A 20,958-nucleotide genomic window follows, 5' to 3' on the forward strand; every position below is an offset into this window, starting at 1 on the left:
CCCGGGCGGCTCGTCAAATCCTGGCCGCGCCTACCGCAGGCGTTCAGATGCAGCGGCCGCCATCGACCTCCAGCGCCACGCCGGTGATGAAGGCGGCCTCGTCGGAGGCGAGCCAAAGTGCGGCATTGGCGATGTCAAGCGGCGTCGACAGGCGGCCGAGCGGGATTGAGGCGCGGAACCTCTCGCGGATCTCCGGCGTGTCGGCGCCCATGAATTTCTCCAGCATGCCGGTCTCGCCGGCGACCGGGCAGAGGCAGTTGACGCGGATGTTTTTCGGCGCCAGTTCGACCGCCATCGACTTGGTGGCGGTGATCGCCCAGCCTTTCGAGGCATTGTACCAGGTGAGGCCGGGCCTTGGCCTCAGCCCGGCGGTAGAGGCGGTGGTCAGGATGACGCCGCCGCCCTGGCGCTCCATGATCGGCACCACCGCGCGCGCCGCGTGGTAGATTGCCTTCATGTTGACGGCGGTGATCAGATCGAAGGTCGCTTCGTCGACGTCAAGCAAGTCGCCATTGCGGTGCGTATAGCCGGCATTGTTGACCATGATGTCGATGCGGCCGAAGGCGCTTTTGGCGGCGTAGATCATCTCATCGAATTCGGAGCGCTGCGAGACGTCGGTCTGCGTCCAGATCGCGTTGTCGCCGATCTCGCCGGCCACGCGTTCGGCGCCCCGGGCGTTGAGGTCGGCGACGACGACCCTGGCGCCCTCCTCGGCAAAGCGCCTGGCCATGCCCTCGCCGAAGCCGGACGCGGCGCCGGTGATGATGGCGACCTTGTTTTCCAGACGCATGGTTTTCCCGCCCATTGAGGTCTTCCCGGATTTTCGGAGGCCGCCGCTCGGCTGCCCTGCGAGGACTCCCGCAGCGGCATGCCGCGACGGATTTCTTCCTTAGCTTTCGTCACATTCGCGTTCTATGTTGCAGCCGCGAACGCTGCCGGAAGCCTCGCTTGCCGACAAGCCCCCGGGTAGCGTCAGTGTCAAGGCCACACATGAGACCCAATCGACATCCAGCGATTTGTCCTTACCTGTGACACCATGGCACTGGTAAATTTAAATCGATTAGAATATATCAGCCCCGCACCTGAGCGCGGCGTCTAAAGCGGACAGACCATGACCAGCCAGATCATCCCCGTCGATCCTTTCGACTTCATCATTTTCGGCGGCACCGGCGACCTGTCGGAACGCAAGCTTCTGCCCTCGCTCTATCATCGCCAGCGCGACCATCAGTTTTCCGAACCGACCAGGATCATCGGCACGTCGCGCTCCAAGATGACCGACGCCGAGTTCCAGGCCTTCGCCAAGCAGGCGATCTCGGACCATGTGAAGCCCGCCGACATCGATCCGAAGGAGCTGGAGACGTTCCTCGCCCGGCTCTCCTATGTCCCGGCCGACGCCACCACCGGCGCCGGCTTCGACAAGCTGAAGAAGGCGATCGGCGACAGCGACCGTATCCGCGCCTTCTACCTGGCCGTGGCGCCGGCACTGTTCGGCGACATCTCGCACAAGCTCAAGGAACACAATCTGATCACGCCGAACTCGCGTATCGTGCTGGAGAAGCCGATCGGCCGCGACCTCGCCTCGGCGCGCACGCTCAACGACCTGGTGGGCGACGACTTCCACGAAAGCCAGATCTTCCGTATCGACCACTATCTCGGCAAGGAGACGGTGCAGAACCTGATGGCGTTGCGCTTCGCCAACGCGCTCTACGAGCCGCTGTGGAACTCGGCCAATGTCGACCATGTGCAGATCACGGTCGCGGAAACCGTCGGCCTCGAGGATCGCGTCACTTACTACGACAAGGCCGGCGCGCTGCGCGACATGGTGCAGAACCACATGCTGCAGCTTCTGTGCCTCGTCGCCATGGAGGCGCCGTCGTCGATGGACGCGGATGCCGTGCGCGACGAAAAGCTGAAGGTGCTGCGGGCGCTGAAGCGCATCAACGGCAACGAGGCGCCGAAGCACACGGTGCGCGGCCAGTATCGCGCCGGAGCTTCCGCCGGCGGGCCGGTGAAGGGGTATGTCGAGGAGCTCGGCAAGGACAGCAATACCGAGACCTTCGTCGCCATCAAGGCCGAGATCGCCAACTGGCGCTGGGCCGGCGTCCCGTTCTACCTCAGGACCGGCAAAAGGCTGGCGACCCGCGTCTCGGAAATCGTCATCGAGTTCAAGCCGATCCCGCACTCGATCTTCGGCGACAGCGCCGGGCCGATCTTCGCCAACCAGTTGGTGATCCGGCTGCAGCCGGACGAGGGCGTCAAGCAGTTCATCATGATCAAGGATCCGGGCCCGGGCGGCATGCGGCTGCGCCAGATCCCGCTCGACATGAGTTTCGCGCAATCCTTCGACGGACGCGCGCCCGACGCCTATGAGCGGCTGATCATGGATGTGGTGCGCGGCAACCAGACGCTGTTCATGCGCCGCGACGAAGTCGAGGCGGCGTGGAAATGGATCGACCCGATCCAGAACGCCTGGGAAAACGCCAGACAAGAGGCGCAGGGCTATACGGCCGGCACGTGGGGGCCATCGGCCTCGATCGCGCTGATCGAACGCGATGGGCGGACATGGCACGAGAGCAATTGAGCGGCGCCTATCACTGGAACAGCTTCGCCGATCGCCAGGAACTGGCGGCGGCGCTCGCCGGCCATGTCGCGGCACGGCTGACCAAGGCGGTCACCGAGCGCGGCACGGCCCTGCTTGCCGTCTCGGGCGGCACGACGCCGGCGAAGTTCTTCGCCGCGCTGTCGCGGATCCCTATTGCCTGGGACAAGGTCACGGTGACGCTGGTCGACGAGCGTTTCGTACCGGCCTCCTCGCCGCGCTCGAATGCCAGGCTGGTGGCCGCCAACCTGTTGCAGAACGCCGCGACTGCGGCGCGCTTCGTGCCGCTCTACCATGAAGCGGCAAGCATCGAGGATGCGGCGCTGTCCGACAATGAGGCGCTCAGGTCGCTGCCCTGGCCGCTCGACGCGGTCGTGCTCGGCATGGGCGGCGACGGCCATACCGCCTCGTTCTTTCCCGACGCCGACGATCTTGCGCGATTGCTTGATCCGTCCTCGCAACGGATCGTGCTGCCGGTGCATGCGGCAAGCGCCGGCGAGCCGCGGCTGACGCTGTCGATGGCAAGGATCATCGGCGCCGGCTTCATCGCGCTGCATATCGAGGGCGCGGAAAAGCGCAGCGCCTTCGATAGCGCCATGGGATCAGGCGCGAGAAAGCCCATTCGCGCCGTGATCGAGGCGGCGCCCAGAGCCGTCGAGGTTTTCTGGGCGCCCTGATTTTGACCATACCGAGGGTCCCGGCTGCCGGAAAGTTCAGGGACCCCGCCTGAAAGGACCGTTGCCATGACCGCCAGACGCGACATCGAAGCCATCACCGAGCGCATCCGCCAGCGTTCGAAAGCCGGCCGCGAGGCCTATCTCGGCCGCATCGCCGAGGCCTCGGGCCGCAGCGCCAACCGTGCGGTGCTGTCCTGTGGCAACCTCGCGCACGGTTTTGCCGTGTGCAGCCCGTCCGAGAAGGTCGCGCTCGGCGGCGACCGGGTGCCCAATCTCGGCATCATCACCTCCTACAACGACATGCTGTCGGCGCATCAGCCATTCGAGACCTATCCGGCGCTGATCAAGGAAGCGGCGCGCGAGGCCGGCGGCATCGCGCAGGTGGCCGGCGGCGTGCCGGCGATGTGCGACGGCGTCACGCAAGGCCAGCCCGGCATGGAACTGTCGCTGTTTTCGCGCGACGTGATCGCCATGGCGGCGGCGATCGGGCTGTCGCACAACATGTTCGACGCCGCCGTCTTCCTCGGCGTCTGTGACAAGATCGTGCCGGGGCTGGTGATCGCCGCACTCACCTTCGGCCATTTGCCGGCGGTGTTCGTGCCAGCCGGGCCGATGACATCGGGCCTGCCGAACGACGAGAAGGCCAAGGTCCGCCAGCTCTATGCCGAAGGGAAGGCAGGGCGGGCCGAACTGCTCGAGGCCGAATCCAAGTCCTATCACGGGCCGGGCACCTGCACCTTCTACGGCACCGCCAACTCCAACCAGATGCTGATGGAGATCATGGGCCTGCACACGCCAGGCGCCTCCTTCGTCAATCCCGGCACGCCGCTGCGCGACGCGCTGACCAGGGAAGCGGCGCGGCGCGCGCTGTCGATCACCGCGCTCGGCAATGACTATACGCCGGTCGGCCGCATGATTGACGAGCGCTCGATCGTCAACGGCGTCGTCGGCCTGCATGCGACCGGCGGCTCGACCAACCACACGATCCACCTGATCGCCATGGCCGCCGCCGCCGGCATCGCGCTGACCTGGCAGGACATCTCGGACCTGTCGGAAGCGGTGCCGCTGCTAGCCCGCGTCTATCCGAACGGGCTTGCCGACGTGAACCATTTCCACGCCGCGGGCGGGCTCGGCTTCCTGATCCGCGAACTGCTCGACGAAGGCATTCTGCACGAGGATGTGCAGACGGTGTGGGGCGAAGGCCTACGTCCCTACGCGGTCGAGGCCAGGCTCGGCGCCGATGGCGGCGTGGTGCGCGAGGCCTCGCCGTTGGAAAGCGGCGACGAAAAGGTGCTGGCACCTTTCAAGAAGGCGTTTCAGCCGACCGGCGGCCTGAAGGTGCTTGGCGGCAATCTCGGCCACGCGGTCATCAAGACGTCCGCCGTGAAGCCGGAAAGGCGCGTCATCGAGGCGCCTGCAAAAGTGTTCGACAGCCAGCAAGGGCTGAACGACGCCTTCAAGGCCGGCACGCTCACGGGCGACTTCATCGCCGTCATCCGCTTCCAGGGGCCGAAAGCCAACGGCATGCCGGAGCTGCACAAGCTGACCACCGTGCTCGGCATCCTGCAGGATCGCGGCCAGCGCGTCGCGCTGGTGACCGACGGGCGCATGTCGGGCGCTTCCGGCAAGGTGCCGGCGGCGATTCATGTGACGCCGGAAGCGGTCGAGGACGGCCCGATCGCCAGGATCCATGACGGTGACATAATCCGGCTCGACGCCGATGCCGGCACGCTGGAAGTGCTGGTGCCCGGCGCGGAATTCGCGCTGCGGCGCACGGCGGATGCCGACCTCATCGGCAACGAGTTCGGCTTCGGCCGCGAGTTGTTCGCCGGGTTCCGGCAGCTCGTCGGCCGCGCCGACCACGGCGCCGCCGCGTTCGGCAACGCTTGAGTCGACAATTCCATCCAAGAAAAAGGGGCGGCTCAGCGGCCGCCCCTTTTTCTCCAGGAGACGGAAGCGCTGCCTATTGAACGGTGATCTCGGCGCGTTCGCCGGCCTTCACCGTCACCGGCGTCTCCTTGTCCTGGCCCTGATCGGACGCGTGGCGCACGACGACATAGTCGCCTGCCGGAATGGTCTGCTGCCAGCTGTCGCCATAGCTCAGGCCGAGCGACTTGCGCTTGCCCTCGATGTCCTTCTTCGACGACAACACCTCGATCGAGTAGGCGCCGGGCGCCGACATGGCGAGCACGCCGGCGTCCAGCGTCACCTTGATGTCCTGATTGTCGCCGGCCTTGATGCTGAAGGGCTGCTCGACCACGGCGATATCGAACGTGGTGATCGCGACATAGTCGTCCGGCGGCAGCCAGAACTTGCTGTCCGGCCCGTAAGAGTGCTCGACGCTTTCGCGCGTGCCGTCGATCTTCTTCTTGGCCTTGACGATCTCGAAGCCGATGCCCGAATTGTCGGCCTTGTCGCCGCCCGCCGTATAATAGGCGTTGAGCACGGCATGACCGACGCCGACGACGACATCCTTTTCGACGGTCTGCCCGGCGGCCAGTTGGACGGTCTCGGTCACCGTGCCGGCGCCGATCTGCACCGTCACCTTCTGCTCGCCCGCGGGCACGGTGGCCCTGGCGTCGCCATAATGGGTGGTGCTGCCGCCCGGATAGGCGAAATCGACGCGGGCCTCGCCGCTGATCTCGGCGCCCTGGCTGGCGTGCGGATGGATGACCAGCGTGCCGGCATTCAGCGTGAACAGCGGCTTGTAGACCTGGCCGGCCTCGACCTTGAGCTTCTGCTCGACCTTGGCCTCGTCGGCGCGACCGACGACGATGTAGTCGCCCGGCTCGAGATGGGTCTTGAGCTCGCCGTACTCGGTCATTACCTGATCGCCGCGCGTGCCGTCGGCGTTGGCCTTGTAGATCTCCCAGGCATTGCTGTTGTCGCTGATGTCCGGACCGCCTTCGGCCAGGATGACGCTCGGCATGAAGTTGAATTCCGGCTTGGCCGGTTCCGGAGCCGGCGCTGGGGCCGGAGCAGGTTCGGGGGCGGGTGCCGGGGCCGGCGCCGCCACGGTCTCGACCAGCGCTTCCTGCAGCGCCTTTTCGTCCGAGGCCTGGATGTACTTGCCGCTGGTGTTCTCGGCGAGGCAGGCGATCTGCTTGCCTTCGTCGGCGGTCAGGCCGAAGCCGACGACGTCAGCGGTGAAGTCGACGCCGGAAGCCTCCAGTTCCTTGCCGAGCGCGCAAGGGTCGCCGCCGCAGGTCTCGAGCCCGTCGGTGATGAGGACGACGGTTGCCTTGTCTTCGGTGTATTTCAGCGCCTCGGCCGCCTGCTTGACGGCTGCTGTCAGCGGCGTCTTGCCGACGAACTTCATGCTGTCGGCGGCGGCCGAAATGGCGCTCGCCGAACCCGCCTGCGGCGGCACGATCAGCTCGATGTCCTCGCAACTGCCCTTCTGGCGATGGCCGTAGGCCATGAAGCCTATCTCGTCGTCGGCCGGCACCGACTGCAGCACGGTACGCAGCGATTCGCGGGCGATCTCGAGCTTCGGCCTGCCGTCGATCTGCGCCCACATCGAGCCCGAGGCATCAAGAATGATGATGACCTTGTTGGCGGCAAGGCCAAGCGTGGTCGTCGACAAAAGGAGGATCGCCGTGGCGACGCTCCGTGCCAATCGCATCATGAAACTCTCCTAGGAAACCCCTCTGGTCCGCGGCGGGAAAGGTATTTGACCCGGCCTTGGGACACAAGTCCGCACACGGCCTTGCGCACAGGCACCAGGGACGGCGGCTCATGCTCAGTAGGTGGTGCGGCGCTCTTCCGACGGCGGTCGGCCGAACTGCAGCCGATAGCTCTGCGCGAAATAGGAGTGCGAGGTGAAGCCGGTGGCGATCGCCACGTCGAGGATCGGCATGTTGGTCTGGCGCAGCAGTTCGCGCGCCCGCTCGAGCCTGAGCCTCATGTAGTAACGCCCCGGGGTGACGCTCAAATGGCGCAGGAACAGGCGCTCGACCTGGCGCACCGACAGGCCCGCCGACTTGGCAAGCTGCACCGCCGACAGCGGCTCGTCGAGGTGATCGGCCATCAGCTCGACGATGCGCCTGAGCTTCTCCGACTTGCCGGTGAGGTCGCGTTCCGGGCCGACGCGCTGGCGGTCGCCGGCCGAGCGGATACGCTCGTGCTGGAACTGGTTGGCGACGCCGTTGGCGAGGTTGGAGCCGAAATCCGTGCGCACGATCTCCAGCATCAGGTCGATCGAGGTGGTGCCGCCGGCGCAGGTGTAACGCTTGCGGTCGATCTCGAAGACATTGCCGGTGCAGTTGATGTCCGGGAAACGCTCCATGAAGCCGGCGCGGTTCTCCCAATGGATGGTGCAGCGATAGCCGTCGAGCTGGCCGGCCTCGGCAAGCAGATAGGAGCCGACCGACAGCGCGCCGAGCGCATTGCCCCGCCTGCCCCAGCTGCGCAGCGCCGCCAGCACCTTGCTCTTGCCCGGGAATTCGATGGAGAGGCCGACCGACACGAACAGGATGTCGACCGGCGGCATATCAGCGACGGAATAATCGATCTTCAGCGGGAGGCCGTTCGAGGCCATGACGGCGTCGCCATCCGCCGATATGGTCGTCCAGCCATAGACATCGCGGCCAAGCAAGCGGTTGGCCGAGCGAAAGCAGTCGATCGCCGCGGCCAGCGAGAACATCGAAAACTTGTCGACCAGCAGGAACCCGAACTGACGACCACCCTGAACGGAATCGTTCGCGACCGGCCGTTCGATGGGAATTGAATGGTTCGGCAAGTAGACTGCTTCCCGGTCAGAAGGACGGCCGCTTCAACCCGGCCGCAAGGTAGGCGGAAGCTACAGTGTTCGCCATCAGCATGGCAATGGTCATCGGCCCGACGCCGCCAGGCACCGGCGTGATGGCGCCGGCCGCCTTGGCGGCTTCGGCATAGGCGACGTCGCCGACGAGGCGGCTCTTGCCCTCGCCCTTCTCCGGCGCGGCGATGCGGTTGATGCCGACATCGATGACGGTGGCGCCGGGCTTGACCCAGTCGCCCTTGACCATTTCCGGACGACCGACGGCGGCGACCAGGATGTCGGCGGTGCGGGCAAGCGCCGGCAGGTCCTTGGTGCGGCTGTGGGCGATGGTGACGGTGCAATTGGCGGCAAGCAAAAGGTTGGCCATCGGCTTGCCGACGATGTTGGAGCGGCCGACGACGACGGCGTTGAGGCCGGAGAGGTCCTTGCCGCGCACGCGCTCGATCAGGAGCATCGAGCCGGCCGGCGTGCAGGGCACGAAGGCCGTCTCCAGCTCGCCGGTGCCGAGCTTGCCGACATTGATGAAGTGGAAGCCGTCGACATCCTTCTCCGGCGCGATGGTCTGGATGACCTTGCCGGAATCGATGTGGCCGGGCAGCGGCAACTGCACCAGGATGCCGTGGATCGACGGGTCTGCGTTCAGATCCCCGATGATCTTGAGCAATTCGGCCTCCGAGGTCTCGGCCGGCAGCGTGTGCTGCAGCGAGTGGAAGCCGCATTCCTTGGCGGTGCGAGACTTAGAGGCGACATAGACCTGGCTCGCCGGATCCTCGCCGACGATCACCACGGCGAGGCCGGGCTTCGTCGCGCCCTTGCCCGCCAGTTCCGCGGTCAGCGCCTTGACCTTGCCAACCACGTCTTCGGCGACGCTCTTTCCGTCAATCACTTCGGCCATGAACCACCTTCAACTCTTCCATCAGCGCACGTCGCATCCCTTGGGATTCATGCGACCGCCTTGTCCCATTGTTTCACAGACCCGAAACCCGCGCGGTTCGGGCGATATGCCGAGCGGCATTTTCACGAAAATTCCGACGGGCAATCCCGTCAAAACGCCGTCGCATGCCGTAAACTCGAAACCGGCCGCTTTTATCGGATGGGGCGGGATTTAGAAATAGCGGCGGTTCGAACGGCTTTCGGTGAGCTCGCGCACCGCTTCGCGGAATTCGCGCAGGCTTTCGCGGATTTCGTCGATCTGGCCCTGCTGGTCCTCGGTGTCTTGCACCTGCGGCGACAATTGATCCCGGTACGCCCCCTGCCCGCCGGGCTGCGCCGCTGGCGACGGATTGGCATAGCCAGCCGGCGCTGTCTGTTCGGGCCGTGCCGGCCGAAAACCGGGCTCATCGTCGTAGGCCCGCGCCCGCTGAGCGGGGTACATCGGTTGCCGCCGAGGCGGCTCATCCTGCTGGAATTGAGGCTGCCGATAGGACGCGGGGCGTTCGGTGACCTTGCCGGGATCGGCGGGCTTTTGCCTTTTGCCGGGCATCATCTCGCGCACCGCCGAAAGCAGGGCGCCGACCGGCCCCGAACGTTCGGCCCCGGTGGTCGCGGCGGGCGGCGGCGGAGGCGGCAATGGGGCGCGCGGCTGCGACCGCGGCAGCGGAGCAGGCGGCGGCGCCCGATAGACTTTGTCTTCGACCGCCGGCCTGCGGTCGTCGTTTCCGCGGCGACGCGAGCGCGAGGTCGCGGTTTCGTGCAGGCTCTCATAGGCGCCACGCATGGCGCCGAGCCCGACACCGGAAGCAAAGCCGAGCAGCAGGCCGGCGAGCGCCATCACGGCGCGCGACGGTCCTTTCGCCTCGAGCGGTGCAAACGCCTTGGAGATGACGTTGATGTTGGCGGTGTTGATGTCCTTCTGCTCGCCGGTTTCCTTGGCGCGCAGCAGGAAGGCCTCGTAAACGGAGCGCTTGGCCGCGGCCTCGCGCTCAAGCTCGCGCAGCGAGACAAGCGCGCTGTTGACGTCGCCGCTCTGCACCTTGGCCTGCGCCAGGCGGGAGGCAAGATCCTGCTCCAGCTGGACGGAGCGCTTCAGGTCGACCTGCAGCGAAGAAGCGATGCGCTGCAGTTCGCCGGCGATGCGGTCACGCGCGCCGGCGAGCTGGGCGCTGAGCGCCTGCAGTTCGGGATGGCGCGGGCCGAGCCGGACGGCGGCGCGATCGGCCTCCTGCTTCAGCGCCGCATATTGCGCGCGCAGTTCGCCCATGGTGTTGGAGTTGATCTCTTCCGGCAAGGTGCCGGTGAGGACCGAATTGACGCTGAGCGAACGCGCCGAAGCCGCCCGCGCGTTGAGCTCCAGCGTGCGGGCGCGGGCGACGGAAAGCTGCTCGTTGAGCTTCAGCATCTGGTCGTCGCTGATCAGATGGCCCTGCGCGTCGACGAGGTCGTGCGTGGCCCGGTAATCCTCGACCTTGCGCTCGGCCGCCTCGACGCCCTTGCGCAATTCGTCGAGCCGCGCCGTCAGCTCGTCGGTGGCGCGGCCGGCGGTGTCGGACTGGATCTGGCCGAAGGTCTGCAGGAAGACGTCGGTCATGGTGTTGGCGATGAGGGCCGACTTCTCGCCGTTCTGGGTGGTGGCGCCGATCGAGATGACGAAGGTCTTGCCGCCGCGCTCGACCGACAGGCTCTCGGCCAGATTGCCGACGGCGAGCGCGCGCCGGCGGGCATCGTCGGCGGCGCCGGCATCGTGGCGCGACAGGATCGAGCGGATCATCGACATGACGCCGAGACCGCCGGAACCTTGCCCGTTGAACTCGGGATCGTTGGTGAGATTGAGCTTGTCGACGACCTTGTTGAGGACCGTGCCGGAGGTGAGCACGCGGACCTGGTTCTCGACGATCGCCAGCGTCGCGTCGGAGGCGACCACGTTCTGTGTGAGATCGCGATCGGTGAGCTTGAGGTCGCGCGGATCGACGATGAGTTCGGCCGTGGCCTCGTATTTCTTCGGCGTCGACAAGGCAATTGCGACGCCGAGGGCCGCGCCGAGGATCGTCGTCGAGAGTATCAGCGCCTTCGAGCGGGCAATGCCGCGCACGACCTGCATCGGGTCGATCAGCGGCTTCCACTGCTCGCTGTCGGCATCGTCGACGGCGGGCCGCCGCACGTTCGCAGCATGGCGGGGATCGAGCGCGGCCTGAGGCGCGTGGCCTTGCGAAAGTCCCGCCGGCTCCTCGCGCGCATAGTCGCTTCGCTTGGCCCAGCCGTCCTCGACGTGCGGTTCGTTGGCGATCGGCTGCCGATCGGCCTGATATCGGCCCGGCTCGACGCCGGCGGGCGAGCGCGTCTCGCGCTGCGCGCGTGCGAGACGGTGGCGCTCCGCCGCATCCTCGCGCCATGACTGGTTGGCGCGGTCGCCGATCGCGACCAGAGAGGCGTCATCCTCGCCACGCATGGCCTGACCGAGCGCCAGCAGCGAGCGCTCACGCCTCCAGTCCTCACGGTTGTCCCTGTCGACCATTGTCTTGGAGCTTTACTCTTCGGCGGCTTGGGAGAGGCGGTCGGCCAATCGTTAAGCCACGCTAAACAGGCATAGGAAACAAAAGGTTAATTTCGGCGCCAGAAAGGCGAGTTTTCGCGCCCTGATTGCATGGTTTTCGGGCGCAGTCGAAGCCTCTCCAGAACGGCACGTTAAGCTTTCCGGCCTATGGTCCGGCGGATCTATGACCCATGCCAGCGACATACCGCAGAGGCGGAGCCTCACCCGGATCGGCGCCTTCGTGGCCGCGCGCCGGAAGCTGGTTTTCGATTATTTTTCCGCAATCAGCGGCGCGGGCGGACGGCTGGTGTTCTCGCTCGCCTATTTCATCGCGCTGGCCAACACGCTGTCGATCGCCGAATTCGGCATGTTCGCCACCGCTTCGGCGGCGGGCGTCATGCTGTCTCGCGTCCTCGCTTTCGGCTTCATCTCGGCGCTCTACCGCACCGCCACGATCCGCCCCAACCTGATCGGCACCTTCACCGCCGGCTTCCTGCTGCTCGGCATCGTCTCGCTGCCGGTTCTGGCGGCGGCATCCTACGTCGTCTACCTGATCTTCTTCGCCGGCACCGTGCCGCTGCCGGTGTTCGCCGCGGTCGTCTTCGCCGAGGCGCTGCTGTGGCGGCCGGTCGAGGTGGCGCTGATCGTCAACAACGGGCTCGGCAAGTTCGGCCGGGCCGCCGTGCTGGCGATCCTGGCGACCGCGCTAAGGGCGCTCGGCGCGGTGCTGTTCATGCTGGCGGCGCAGCACAGCGTCGGCGTCTGGTCCTGGTACTACATCGGCGCCAACGCGGCTTCGCTCGCCATCGCCTTCGGCTTCTTCTATCCGCGCCAGCGGCTGCGACTGCGCACCGAGCTTTATCTCAGGCGGCTCGCCGACTCGATCTATGTCGCCGGCGCCGAGGTCCTGTTCTACCTGCAGATGGAGTTCGACAAGCTGCTGGTGCTGTCGATCGGCGGCGCTCATCTCGCCGGCATCTACGCCATCATCATGCGCCTCGTCGACCTGACGGCGATCCCGATCCGCACCTTCTCGATGATGCTGGTGCAACGGATGATGCGGGCACCGGAGCTCTTGTCGCGGCTGGCCGTCAAGAGCGGCATCGAGGGCGGTGTGTTCCTGGTCTCGACGCTGGCGCTCGCCGCGCTCGGCATCGTGCTGCATTTCTTCCCCAACGCGCTGGGCAGGAATGTCGCGGAGGCGGCGCCCCTGGTGGCGCTAGCCATCTGCGTGCCCGGCCTGCGCAATCTGGTCGAATACCAGGCCGAGTTGCTGTTCGCGCGCGGCCAGACAGCCGTCCGGGCGCTCAATCTCGGCCTGCTTGCCGGGCTCAAGGCGGTGCTCCTGATCTATGTGCTGACGACGATCGCCGACACGTCCAACCTGGTGCTGTCGCTCAACGTCGTCTTCCTGCTGCTCTATCTCGCCTCGGCGTTTCTCACTTACTCGGCGATGCGCAGGCCGGCCAAGGCCATCTAATTCTGCTTAGGCTAAGCGAGCCCGATCAGGCGGTGGATGCGGCCGATGTCGGTGCCGATGAAGGACTGCAAGCCGATCGCCACCTGTTCGGGCGCCATGCCGGCAACGAAACGGCGGAAGTCATCGTCCGACAGGGGCTCGCCGGTCCAGTGGACGCGGCAGAATTCTTCCGAACCGTGAAAATGGCCGGCCCCCTCCGACACGTCGTCGACATAGCGGCCGTAGATCATGCATTCGGAGAATTTTCGCGCCGAGCCGAGGACCGCGACCCAGTCGCGGCCATGCACATTCTCGATCCGGCTGCACATCGCCGTGACGGTCTCGCGCCGCCAGGCGATCAGCGTCGAAATGTAATCGTGCACCGTGATCTTGGTCGGATCGATGCCGAGCGCCGCGCCGGCATTACGCGACCAGATGCGATGTTCGTCATGACCATCGTTCGCCAGGACGCCATCGCGCCGGAACAGCCGCACCTTACCGTCACGCCAGAAGGCACTGGCGTCGAACGGCCTGAGAAAGGCGACGTCGGAATCGCAGAAGATCAGCACGTCCTCGCCAGCATGGCCGGCAATGGCGATGCGGCGGAGCTGCTGCGCATGCCAGCCGCGCAGCGGCTGCGTCCTCAGGCTGAGCCAGACGCGGCGGCGAAACAGGGAGAACGGATCGTCGACGACATGCAGCCAGCGCGGCAGGAGATCGCGTTCGTCGACGACGATGCGACGGTGGTTCTCCAGTTGGCGAAACAGCGCCACGTCGCGATGCTCGACCAGTATGTAGTGGCGCGCGAACCCGGAAAGCTGGCGGTCCATCGTCTCGCACAGCAGACGGCAGCGTTCAAAATCCGGCGCATAGCTGGCGGTCACCACCGCGGCCGTCGGCGCCGGCGGCAGCCGCTGGACTTCGGCCGTTGCATCCGGGACGAAGCGGCTGTTCAAGGACGCGCTCCGGCGGCCGAGAATTTCTGCCTGGCGACGCGCCACAGGAACAGCGGGTTGCCGACGACGTAGCGGCGCCAGAGGCGGCCTGGCTCGATCAGCAGCCGGAACAGCCATTCGAGCCTGAGACGGCGCATCCACAGCGGCGCGCGCGGCACCGTGCCGCTCAGGAAATCGAGCAGCGCGCCAACCGCGATCGGCAGCGTGCAGTGACGGGCGTCGATGTGGCGCGCGATCCACAATTCCTGGCGCGGCACGCCCATGGCGACGAGCAGCACATCCGGCCGCAGCGCTGCGATCCTGTCGACGATCACCGGCTCCTCGGCGGCGCAGAAATAGCCGTCGTGGATGACCACGAACCTGTGCTGCACGGCGAGCGCGGCGAGCTTGACCGATGCCGCCTCGGCGTTCACGCGGGTGGCGCCGAGCAGGCCGACGGTCAGCGGCCGCGACGAGGCCTGCAGGAAGGCAGGCACGAAGTCGGTGCCGTTGAGGTTGTCCGGAAACGGCGTGCCGTAGAGCAGCAGCGCCGCCATGTCGACGCCGATGCCGTCGGGCAGGATGAGGAAATCGTCCAGCGCCTCGGCAAAGACCGGATCGGTGCAGGCGATGTTGGCATTGTGGGCGTTGAGGAAGCTGACCTTGGTGAAGCGCCGCTCAGCGACCAGCCGCGTCAGTAGCGCGATCGCGTCGTCCCAGCGGATGGCGAGCACGGGAATGCCGAGGATGGTCTTCAACGTGTCGGACCCGAACGCCTTGCGGGTGGCGTGCATGTTCATGCGAACGCCTCCTGCCTGACCGAACCGAGCTTATCGAGGCCAAGTTTGATCGCGGCATCGAGCGCCTTGACCTGACGGCGATGGAAGGCGCTGCCGTCGACATCCCTGGCATTCGCGGCGGCGGCCTCGAGCGCGGCGGCAAAGGCGATCGGATCGTCGGTGACGACACAATTGTCCGGGCGATGGCCGATGCCGCGCAGCGAGCGGCTGGTGGCGACGGACGGCAAGCCGAGTTCGAAGGTCTCGATGGTCTTGAGCTGCACACCGCTGCCGGCGGTGCTGATCAGCGGGATAACGGCGGCCGCGCGCACGAAGGCCTGCGCGTCAGGCACGCGGCCGACGAATTCGACACCGGGATGGGCGGAGGTGATGCCCGCCGGCATGCCGCCGGCGATCCTGATGCGGAAACCCGGTTTCAGATGCGGCACGACCTTTTGCAGGAACCAGTCGAGCCCGATGCGGTTCGGCTGCCAGGTCCAGGTGCCTATCAGGGCCGCGTCGAAGTCGATGCGCCTCCGGCCGGCCGGCGCCTGGCTGCGGGTGACCAGTGGCAACACCGCCGAGCGGTCGGTGGAGGCGACGCCAAGTGCCGCGCGATCCTCCTCGGCCAGGGTGAAGACGAAACGCGCCTGGCGGCAGAGCCGCTCTTCCATGACCTTGAGCAGCCTCGCCTCCCGGCGAAACAGGAGGCGCTGAAGGAGGCTTGCCGCGGCGGCGGCATTCTCCTCGGCCGAGCGGTGCTCGACATTGTGGGCGACAAAGATGGACGGCCGGTCGCCGAAGAGCGTCTCGAAGGCGCCGGCGAACTGCACTGAGTTCAGCACATAACCGTCAACTGGGCCGGCGCGCCCGATCGCGGCACGGACCTCGGCATCGGAAACGATACGCAGCTTGACCGAGGCGAAGGTGAGGCCGGAGAGCATCGCCTTGGCCACCCAGGCGAGCTTTTGCAGCGGTGCTGCGCTTTCGGTGCGCACGTCGACGGCGCCGAGCACGATGGTGTTGTCAGGGTCGGCCGCCGGCTTTCCCGGCCAATTGAAGCCAACCACGGTGACGCGCACGCCCGCGCGCCGCAACGCGTCTATGATCGCGGCGTTGGCAATCTCATAGCCCGAAGCGAGAGCGCCGTCGGGCACGATCGATGTGGCGAACAGCAGATGCATCTCACCTATCCAGCGCAACCCAGATAGCAAAGCGGGGTGAACCCTTGATTAAGTGAACCAAATGGGCGCCGAGAGTCTCGGTGTCGCGGATTTCGCCGCGAAAGGTGATTAACGAAACGTTATCATCGCAGTGCTATCGAGGGCCAAAATCACCCCTGCGGCTGGAGCGCATGATCCCCTTGCCATCGGACGGTTCGGTATCGATCGCGGGACGCTCCCCTGGGCTTGCCGCCGAGGCGATCGAGGTGGTCGTTACGCTGCCGACCTTCAAGCGCCCGCAGATGCTGCTGGCGACGCTGGCGTCGCTGAAGGCTCAGCGGACCGCGAGACGCTTCGCCGTGATCGTGATGGAGAACGAAGCCGAGGCGCGCGACGGCGCCAAGGCGGCCTTGCCGTCCTTCGAGCGCGGCGAAATGTCGGGTCTGGTCATCATCGCGCATGAGCGCGGCAATTGCAGCGCCTACAACGCCGGCTGGCAGACCGCGATCCTGCATTTTCCCAATTTCCGCCACCTGCTGGTCATCGACGACGACGAGCTCGCCGATCCCGACTGGCTGGAGCGCATGTGCAAGGCGGCCGAGACGCTCGGCGCCGACATAATCGGCGGACCGCAGGTGCCGGTGTTCGCGGAGCCGACGCATACCAGATGGGCGGAGCACCCGGTCTTCGCGCCGCCCTATCGCGAGACGGGCCGCGTGCCTGCGCTCTATTCGTCCGGCAACCTCCTGGTCGGGCGACACGTGCTGACCGCCATGAGCCCACCCTTCCTCGACCTGCGCTTCAACTTCATGGGCGGCGGCGATTCCGATTTCCTCAGCCGAGCGGCCCAGAAAGGCTTCGTGCTCGGCTGGTGCGCCGCAGCCAAGGTGCATGAGACGGTGCCCGCCCGGCGCGTCGAGGCCGACTGGATCCGTGCCCGCAGCCTGCGCAACGGCGTGATCTCGACGCTGGTCGAGAAGAAGAAGCGCGCCGGCACGCCGCTTGCCGGCCTGAAAGTGTTCGCCAAGAGTCTGGCGCTGCTTGCCGCTTCGCCGCTGCGCGGCGCGATCCGGCTGGCGCGGACGGGATCGGTCGCGATCGGCCTCTATCCCATCCATGTCGCCCTCGGCCGCGTGATGGCCGAATTCGGATACGCCAATGAGCAATACCGGCAGCCTGAGAAGAACTGAGCGGGCGCCGCTCAGCGCGGCGTTCACCCGCGAGGGCGTCGCCACCGCGATAGCGGCGCTGCTGTTCACCGTCATCATGGTGTCGTTCCGGCCGTTCCAGCCGGCCGGCGCCGAGTTGACCGGCCAAGGTGGCGACATCGTCAATCAGCTGGGTTTCAGCTCGCTCGGCGCGATCTCGATCTTCTCGCTTATGGCGTTCGCCGACCCGCGGGTGGCGCGCTCGCTCTTCAGCCCGTCCTGGATGCTCATGCTCGGCTTCTTCATGCTATCGGTGGTGCTGGCGACCGATCCGCCCTCGGCGATGCGCGCCGCCTCGTTCACGCTGATCGGCATCCTGACCATGGCAACGATCCTGGCGCTGCCGCGCGACGCGGAAAGCTTCTCCAAGGTCATCATCTTCACCGCCATTGTCGTCATCGGCCTCTCCTATGTCGGCCTGATCGTCTTTCCGCATGAGGCCATGCACACGGCCGACTCGCAGGAACCCGAACATGCTGGGCTCTGGCGCGGCGTCTTCACCCACAAGAACATCGCCGGGCCGATCATGGCCTGCTTCAGCTTCGCCGGGCTCTATCTCTATCGGCGGGGGCAGAAGCTCTGGGGCGCGGGCATCTTCGCCGTCGCCATGATCTTCATGCTGCACACCGGCTCCAAGACGACGGTCGGGCTGGTGCCGTTCTCGATCCTGATCGTGGTGCTGCCGAGCCTGATCGGCATGCGGCTCGGCACGCCGATCCTGTTCGCGCTGGCAATCATCGCCACGGCGGTCGGCACGCTGGGCATTGTCTTCATTCCGCCGGTGAAGCACCTGGCGGCGGTCTATTTTCCCGACCTTACCTATACCGGGCGCACGACGCTGTGGGAGTTCGCCGGCGGCATGCTGGCGAAGAAACCCTGGACCGGCTACGGCTATGAGAGCTTCTGGGGGACACCGCTGCTGCTCAACCAGGACCAGCCCTTCGACCGACCCTGGGACATCCGGACCATTGTGCACGGCCATGACGGCTATCTCGACATCGCCGTGCTGATGGGTATTCCGGCGCTTTGCCTGGCGGTCTACACCTTCCTGATCGCGCCGCTGCGCGACTATATGCGCATCCCGCTGCGCAAGGAGAACATCTATCTCGGCGACTTCTTCATGATGGTGTTGCTGTTCGCGGCGCTGAACGGCTTCCTCGAAAGCTTCTTCTTCCGCCGCGCCGACCCCGTCTGGCTGTTCTTCGTGCTCAGCGTGCTCGGGCTGAGGCAGGTGGCGCTGCGGCCGCTGGCGGTGCGCCGCTCTTCCTGAGCTGGCTTCGACGGGGCTTTCCCGCCACGCCGCAAGCGTCTATGGGAAGGCCGTTCCCGCGGAGGCATCCAAATGACAATCAGGCTTGTTCTCGCCGGCTGCGGCAATATGGGTTTCGCCATGCTCTCGGGCTGGCTGAAATCCGGCAAGCTTGCACCGCAAGCCGTGTTCGTGGTCGAGCCCAATGACGCGTTGCGCAAGCGTGCCGAGGCGCTGGGCTGCGGCGCCGCCGCGGATGCCGCCGGAATTCCGGCCGACGCGGTGCCTTCCCTCGTCGTCATCGCGGTCAAGCCGCAAGTGATCCGCGACGTGACCGCCGCCTACAAGCGTTTCGGCGACGGCCGCACCACCTTCCTCAGCGTCGCCGCCGGCACGCCCGTCGCCACCTTCACCGAAATCCTGGGCGACCGTGCGCCGATCGTGCGCTGCATGCCGAACACGCCGGCCGCCATCGGCAAGGGCATGATGGTGGTGTTCTCCAACCCGCTGGTGTCGGACGACACGAAGCGCTTCGTCGCCGACCTGTTGGCGGCGAGCGGCGAAGTGGCCGAGATCGACGACGAAGGCTTGATGGACGCGGTAACGGCGGTGTCCGGATCAGGCCCGGCCTACATCTTCCATTTCATCGAGGCGCTGACGGCTGCAGCCGAAAAGGCCGGCCTGCCGGCCAGGACCGCCGGCCTGCTCGCCATGCAGACGGTCTATGGCGCCGCCTCGCTCGCCGCCGAAAGCCACGAGGACCCCGGCGTGCTGCGCCAGCAGGTGACCAGCCCGAACGGCACGACGGCCGCCGCGCTTGGCGTGCTGATGGGCGAGGAGCGGCTGACGAGGCTTTTGACCGAAGCGGTGGAAGCGGCGCGGCTGAGGTCGATAGAGCTGGGGAAGTAAACTCGATCAGCCGTACAGCATCTCGTCCTGCTTGCGGCGCAAGGCGTAGAGCCTGGTCGTCTCGTCAGGCGCGGCGTTGTCCGCGGTCAGCAATTCGCCTTTCCTGACCGGCTTCAGAACTTTGCCGCCCTCAAGCAGGCCGACGGGCACGGCGCGGCTGGCGCGGGCATCTGTGACGGTCATCGTCCAGGAGCGGTAGCAGGTCTCGCCGATGGCGTCGAAGGTCTCGCCCGCTGCCAGATCGCGCTTGGCGACGGCGCAGACCTCGGCCACCGGCCTCGGCAGCGGCACCATGTCGGGCCGGCGATGGAGCACGATGCGGGCGGCGGTCAGCGGCACTTCCAGCGAGGTCAGGTGGTAGGGCCGGAAGAAGCTGTAGTAGGGGCCGTGGCCGACATGGAGATCGTCCATGCGCTCGATGACGCGCGGATGCGTCGCCTCGACGATGACGAAGACGCCGGGCGCCACGCCCTTGCCGATCGTATAGTCGACGACGCCCTTCTTCGACAGGATGCCGCCATCGGCCTTCGGGATCAGCACCTTGGCGAGCTCGTCGCGGTCGGCCTTGGGACCATGCATGCCTGGGACATCCGGCACCAGACCGGTGGCGTTGGCTATGGCGCACATCTCGACCATGGTTTTCGAGCCGTCGACGAACTCGACCAGCATGCGCGGGTTCATGTTGCGGCGCAGCGCCTCCTCGCGGTAGTCGTCGGGCACCGCGTCATGGTTGAGCGGATTGTTCTTGCCCTTGCCGGCCGAGACGATGGTGTAGCCTAGCGCCGAGGCGAACTCGATCAGTTCCATGCAGCTCGACGGCTCGTCGCCGGCGCCGACCGAATAGACGACGCCTAGCCGGTCGGCTTGCTGTTTCAGATAGCAGCCGATGGTGACGTCGGCCTCGACATTCATCATCACCAGATGCTTGCCGTGCTCCATGGCCATCAGGTCGAAGTCGGCGGCGACGCCGGGTTTTCCCGTGGCGTCGATGACGACGTCGATCAGCGGATTGGTGACCAGCATTTCGTTCGAGGTGATGGCGATCCTGCCGCTCTCGATCGCCTGGCTGACCTTCGAAGCGGTGTCGGCCTCAGCCGCCATGGCCTCGTCGCCATAGGCGATGCGGATCGCGTCGCGGGCGGTGTGCGGGCGCCGTGTCGAGATGGCCGCGACCGAAATGCCGGGCATCAGCATGCCCTGCGTCACCAGATCGGTGCCCATCTCGCCGGAGCCGATAACGCCGATGCGCACCGGACGGCCTTCGGCGGCCCGTCTGGCGAGATCGCGGGCAAGCCCGGTCAGGGCGACATTGGTCATGCGGAAACGTCCATGCTTTTTTATTTGAAGCGGCAATAGCAGGCAACCGCCCTCCATTGCCAATGAAACCGGCAAAACGGCGGCAATTTCTCTGGGATTTGGAGCAATTAAAGGAAAAGCGCGCAGCGGTTTTCCTTCGGCGCCTTTGACTCTCCAGCCAAGGCAGGAACGAGCGCAGAAACACATAGTTTGAACGCAACCGCACACGCCATACCCATGCGCTCCGCCGCTGCGCGCCGAAGCTGTATCCTTCACCCCCGAACCCGCATGGCGCGTTGTCGCACCGGGGGACACGGCATCATGATGGCTGGCCCAATGGCAAGCCTTTGCACCGGAGGCCGGCTTCGCTGCGAGAAGTATTCAGGCCGCGATTCTGCCGGCGGTTGAACCCTTGCTGCCCACGGTCATATTTTGCTGGAGGCACATTGCCTT

The 20,958-nt window shown here is 66.2% G+C and carries 16 protein-coding genes; 7 read left to right on the plus strand and 9 right to left on the minus strand.

Features of this window, described 5'->3' with window-relative positions:
* Window positions 1–43 precede the first annotated feature (43 nt).
* Complete coding sequence (locus EJ073_RS15290) at window positions 44–790, minus strand: SDR family oxidoreductase (RefSeq protein WP_126059239.1); 747 nt, start codon at window positions 788–790, stop codon at window positions 44–46.
* Window positions 791–1,111: 321 nt separating this feature from the next.
* On the opposite strand from EJ073_RS15290, the gene zwf reads away from it, so the two are divergent.
* The 3 genes from zwf to edd all read left to right on the plus strand — a co-directional run bounded on the left by zwf (window position 1,112) and on the right by edd (window position 5,166).
* A complete protein-coding gene (gene zwf, locus EJ073_RS15295; RefSeq protein ID WP_126056463.1) occupies window positions 1,112–2,581 on the plus strand; it encodes a glucose-6-phosphate dehydrogenase in 1,470 nt (489 codons plus the stop codon).
* The gene (gene pgl, locus EJ073_RS15300; RefSeq protein WP_126056464.1) at window positions 2,563–3,276 is read left to right on the plus strand and encodes a 6-phosphogluconolactonase; all 714 of its coding nucleotides are present in this window, start codon (window positions 2,563–2,565) and stop codon (window positions 3,274–3,276) included. The genes zwf and pgl overlap by 19 nt, the downstream gene beginning before the upstream one ends.
* Before the next feature lie 66 nt (window positions 3,277–3,342).
* Complete coding sequence (gene edd, locus EJ073_RS15305; RefSeq protein WP_126056465.1) at window positions 3,343–5,166, plus strand: phosphogluconate dehydratase; 1,824 nt, start codon at window positions 3,343–3,345, stop codon at window positions 5,164–5,166.
* Between the two features lie 73 nt (window positions 5,167–5,239).
* On the opposite strand, the gene EJ073_RS15310 is transcribed toward edd, so the two are convergent.
* From EJ073_RS15310 to EJ073_RS15325, 4 genes are all read right to left on the minus strand, one after another.
* Window positions 5,240–6,904: a VWA domain-containing protein gene (locus EJ073_RS15310; protein ID WP_126056466.1), complete on the minus strand. Its 1,665-nt coding sequence runs from the start codon at window positions 6,902–6,904 to the stop codon at window positions 5,240–5,242.
* A gap of 114 nt (window positions 6,905–7,018) precedes the next feature.
* A complete protein-coding gene (locus EJ073_RS15315) occupies window positions 7,019–8,017 on the minus strand; it encodes a GlxA family transcriptional regulator (protein ID WP_126056467.1) in 999 nt (332 codons plus the stop codon).
* 16 nt (window positions 8,018–8,033) lie between these two features.
* On the minus strand, window positions 8,034–8,933 hold the full coding sequence (gene folD / locus EJ073_RS15320) for a bifunctional methylenetetrahydrofolate dehydrogenase/methenyltetrahydrofolate cyclohydrolase FolD (RefSeq protein ID WP_126056468.1): 900 nt from the start codon (window positions 8,931–8,933) through the stop codon (window positions 8,034–8,036).
* Between the two features lie 210 nt (window positions 8,934–9,143).
* Window positions 9,144–11,489, minus strand: a complete 2,346-nt coding sequence (locus tag EJ073_RS15325; protein WP_126056469.1) for a GumC family protein — start codon at window positions 11,487–11,489, stop codon at window positions 9,144–9,146.
* Between the two features lie 202 nt (window positions 11,490–11,691).
* Here EJ073_RS15325 and EJ073_RS15330 point away from each other — a divergent pair, with 202 nt between their 5' ends.
* Complete coding sequence (locus EJ073_RS15330) at window positions 11,692–12,987, plus strand: lipopolysaccharide biosynthesis protein (protein WP_126056470.1); 1,296 nt, start codon at window positions 11,692–11,694, stop codon at window positions 12,985–12,987.
* Window positions 12,988–12,998: 11 nt separating this feature from the next.
* On the opposite strand, the gene EJ073_RS15335 is transcribed toward EJ073_RS15330, so the two are convergent.
* From EJ073_RS15335 to EJ073_RS15345, 3 genes are read right to left on the minus strand one after another with little or no spacing between them, the layout of a single operon-like run.
* Window positions 12,999–13,922, minus strand: a complete 924-nt coding sequence (locus tag EJ073_RS15335; protein ID WP_126056471.1) for a DUF6492 family protein — start codon at window positions 13,920–13,922, stop codon at window positions 12,999–13,001.
* On the minus strand, window positions 13,919–14,701 hold the full coding sequence (locus EJ073_RS15340) for a WecB/TagA/CpsF family glycosyltransferase (RefSeq protein WP_126056472.1): 783 nt from the start codon (window positions 14,699–14,701) through the stop codon (window positions 13,919–13,921). The genes EJ073_RS15335 and EJ073_RS15340 overlap by 4 nt, the downstream gene beginning before the upstream one ends.
* Entirely contained in the window at window positions 14,698–15,864 is a 1,167-nt protein-coding gene (locus EJ073_RS15345; RefSeq protein ID WP_126056473.1) for a glycosyltransferase family 4 protein, read from the minus strand. Before EJ073_RS15345 ends, EJ073_RS15340 begins: the two co-directional genes overlap by 4 nt.
* 170 nt (window positions 15,865–16,034) lie before the next feature.
* On the opposite strand from EJ073_RS15345, the gene EJ073_RS15350 reads away from it, so the two are divergent.
* The 3 genes from EJ073_RS15350 (at window position 16,035) to proC (ending at window position 19,209) form a co-directional block, all read left to right on the plus strand.
* Window positions 16,035–17,033: a glycosyltransferase gene (locus tag EJ073_RS15350; RefSeq protein ID WP_126056474.1), complete on the plus strand. Its 999-nt coding sequence runs from the start codon at window positions 16,035–16,037 to the stop codon at window positions 17,031–17,033.
* Window positions 17,002–18,321: an O-antigen ligase gene (locus tag EJ073_RS15355; RefSeq protein ID WP_126056475.1), complete on the plus strand. Its 1,320-nt coding sequence runs from the start codon at window positions 17,002–17,004 to the stop codon at window positions 18,319–18,321. The genes EJ073_RS15350 and EJ073_RS15355 overlap by 32 nt, the downstream gene beginning before the upstream one ends.
* A gap of 72 nt (window positions 18,322–18,393) precedes the next feature.
* Complete coding sequence (proC, locus tag EJ073_RS15360; protein WP_126056476.1) at window positions 18,394–19,209, plus strand: pyrroline-5-carboxylate reductase; 816 nt, start codon at window positions 18,394–18,396, stop codon at window positions 19,207–19,209.
* 6 nt (window positions 19,210–19,215) lie between these two features.
* On the opposite strand, the gene EJ073_RS15365 is transcribed toward proC, so the two are convergent.
* The gene (locus tag EJ073_RS15365) at window positions 19,216–20,526 is read right to left on the minus strand and encodes an NAD(P)H-dependent oxidoreductase (protein WP_126056477.1); all 1,311 of its coding nucleotides are present in this window, start codon (window positions 20,524–20,526) and stop codon (window positions 19,216–19,218) included.
* Window positions 20,527–20,958: the final 432 nt, after the last annotated feature.

Origin of the sequence: Mesorhizobium sp. M4B.F.Ca.ET.058.02.1.1 (assembly GCF_003952505.1) — a bacterium.
Classification (GTDB): domain Bacteria; phylum Pseudomonadota; class Alphaproteobacteria; order Rhizobiales; family Rhizobiaceae; genus Mesorhizobium.

Excerpts from the sequence above, each read along its gene's own strand:
- EJ073_RS15330 (WP_126056470.1), top strand. The coding sequence starts at position 11,692 with ATGACCCATGCCAGCGACATACCGCAGAGGCGGAGCCTCACCCGGATC.
- EJ073_RS15365 (WP_126056477.1), bottom strand. The coding sequence starts at position 20,526 with ATGACCAATGTCGCCCTGACCGGGCTTGCCCGCGATCTCGCCAGACGG.
- edd (WP_126056465.1), top strand. The coding sequence starts at position 3,343 with ATGACCGCCAGACGCGACATCGAAGCCATCACCGAGCGCATCCGCCAG.
- proC (WP_126056476.1), top strand. The coding sequence starts at position 18,394 with ATGACAATCAGGCTTGTTCTCGCCGGCTGCGGCAATATGGGTTTCGCC.
- pgl (WP_126056464.1), top strand. The coding sequence starts at position 2,563 with ATGGCACGAGAGCAATTGAGCGGCGCCTATCACTGGAACAGCTTCGCC.
- EJ073_RS15290 (WP_126059239.1), bottom strand. The coding sequence starts at position 790 with ATGCGTCTGGAAAACAAGGTCGCCATCATCACCGGCGCCGCGTCCGGC.
- EJ073_RS15340 (WP_126056472.1), bottom strand. The coding sequence starts at position 14,701 with ATGAACATGCACGCCACCCGCAAGGCGTTCGGGTCCGACACGTTGAAG.
- EJ073_RS15345 (WP_126056473.1), bottom strand. The coding sequence starts at position 15,864 with ATGCATCTGCTGTTCGCCACATCGATCGTGCCCGACGGCGCTCTCGCT.
- EJ073_RS15355 (WP_126056475.1), top strand. The coding sequence starts at position 17,002 with ATGAGCAATACCGGCAGCCTGAGAAGAACTGAGCGGGCGCCGCTCAGC.
- EJ073_RS15310 (WP_126056466.1), bottom strand. The coding sequence starts at position 6,904 with ATGATGCGATTGGCACGGAGCGTCGCCACGGCGATCCTCCTTTTGTCG.
- folD (WP_126056468.1), bottom strand. The coding sequence starts at position 8,933 with ATGGCCGAAGTGATTGACGGAAAGAGCGTCGCCGAAGACGTGGTTGGC.
- EJ073_RS15325 (WP_126056469.1), bottom strand. The coding sequence starts at position 11,489 with ATGGTCGACAGGGACAACCGTGAGGACTGGAGGCGTGAGCGCTCGCTG.
- zwf (WP_126056463.1), top strand. The coding sequence starts at position 1,112 with ATGACCAGCCAGATCATCCCCGTCGATCCTTTCGACTTCATCATTTTC.
- EJ073_RS15350 (WP_126056474.1), top strand. The coding sequence starts at position 16,035 with ATGATCCCCTTGCCATCGGACGGTTCGGTATCGATCGCGGGACGCTCC.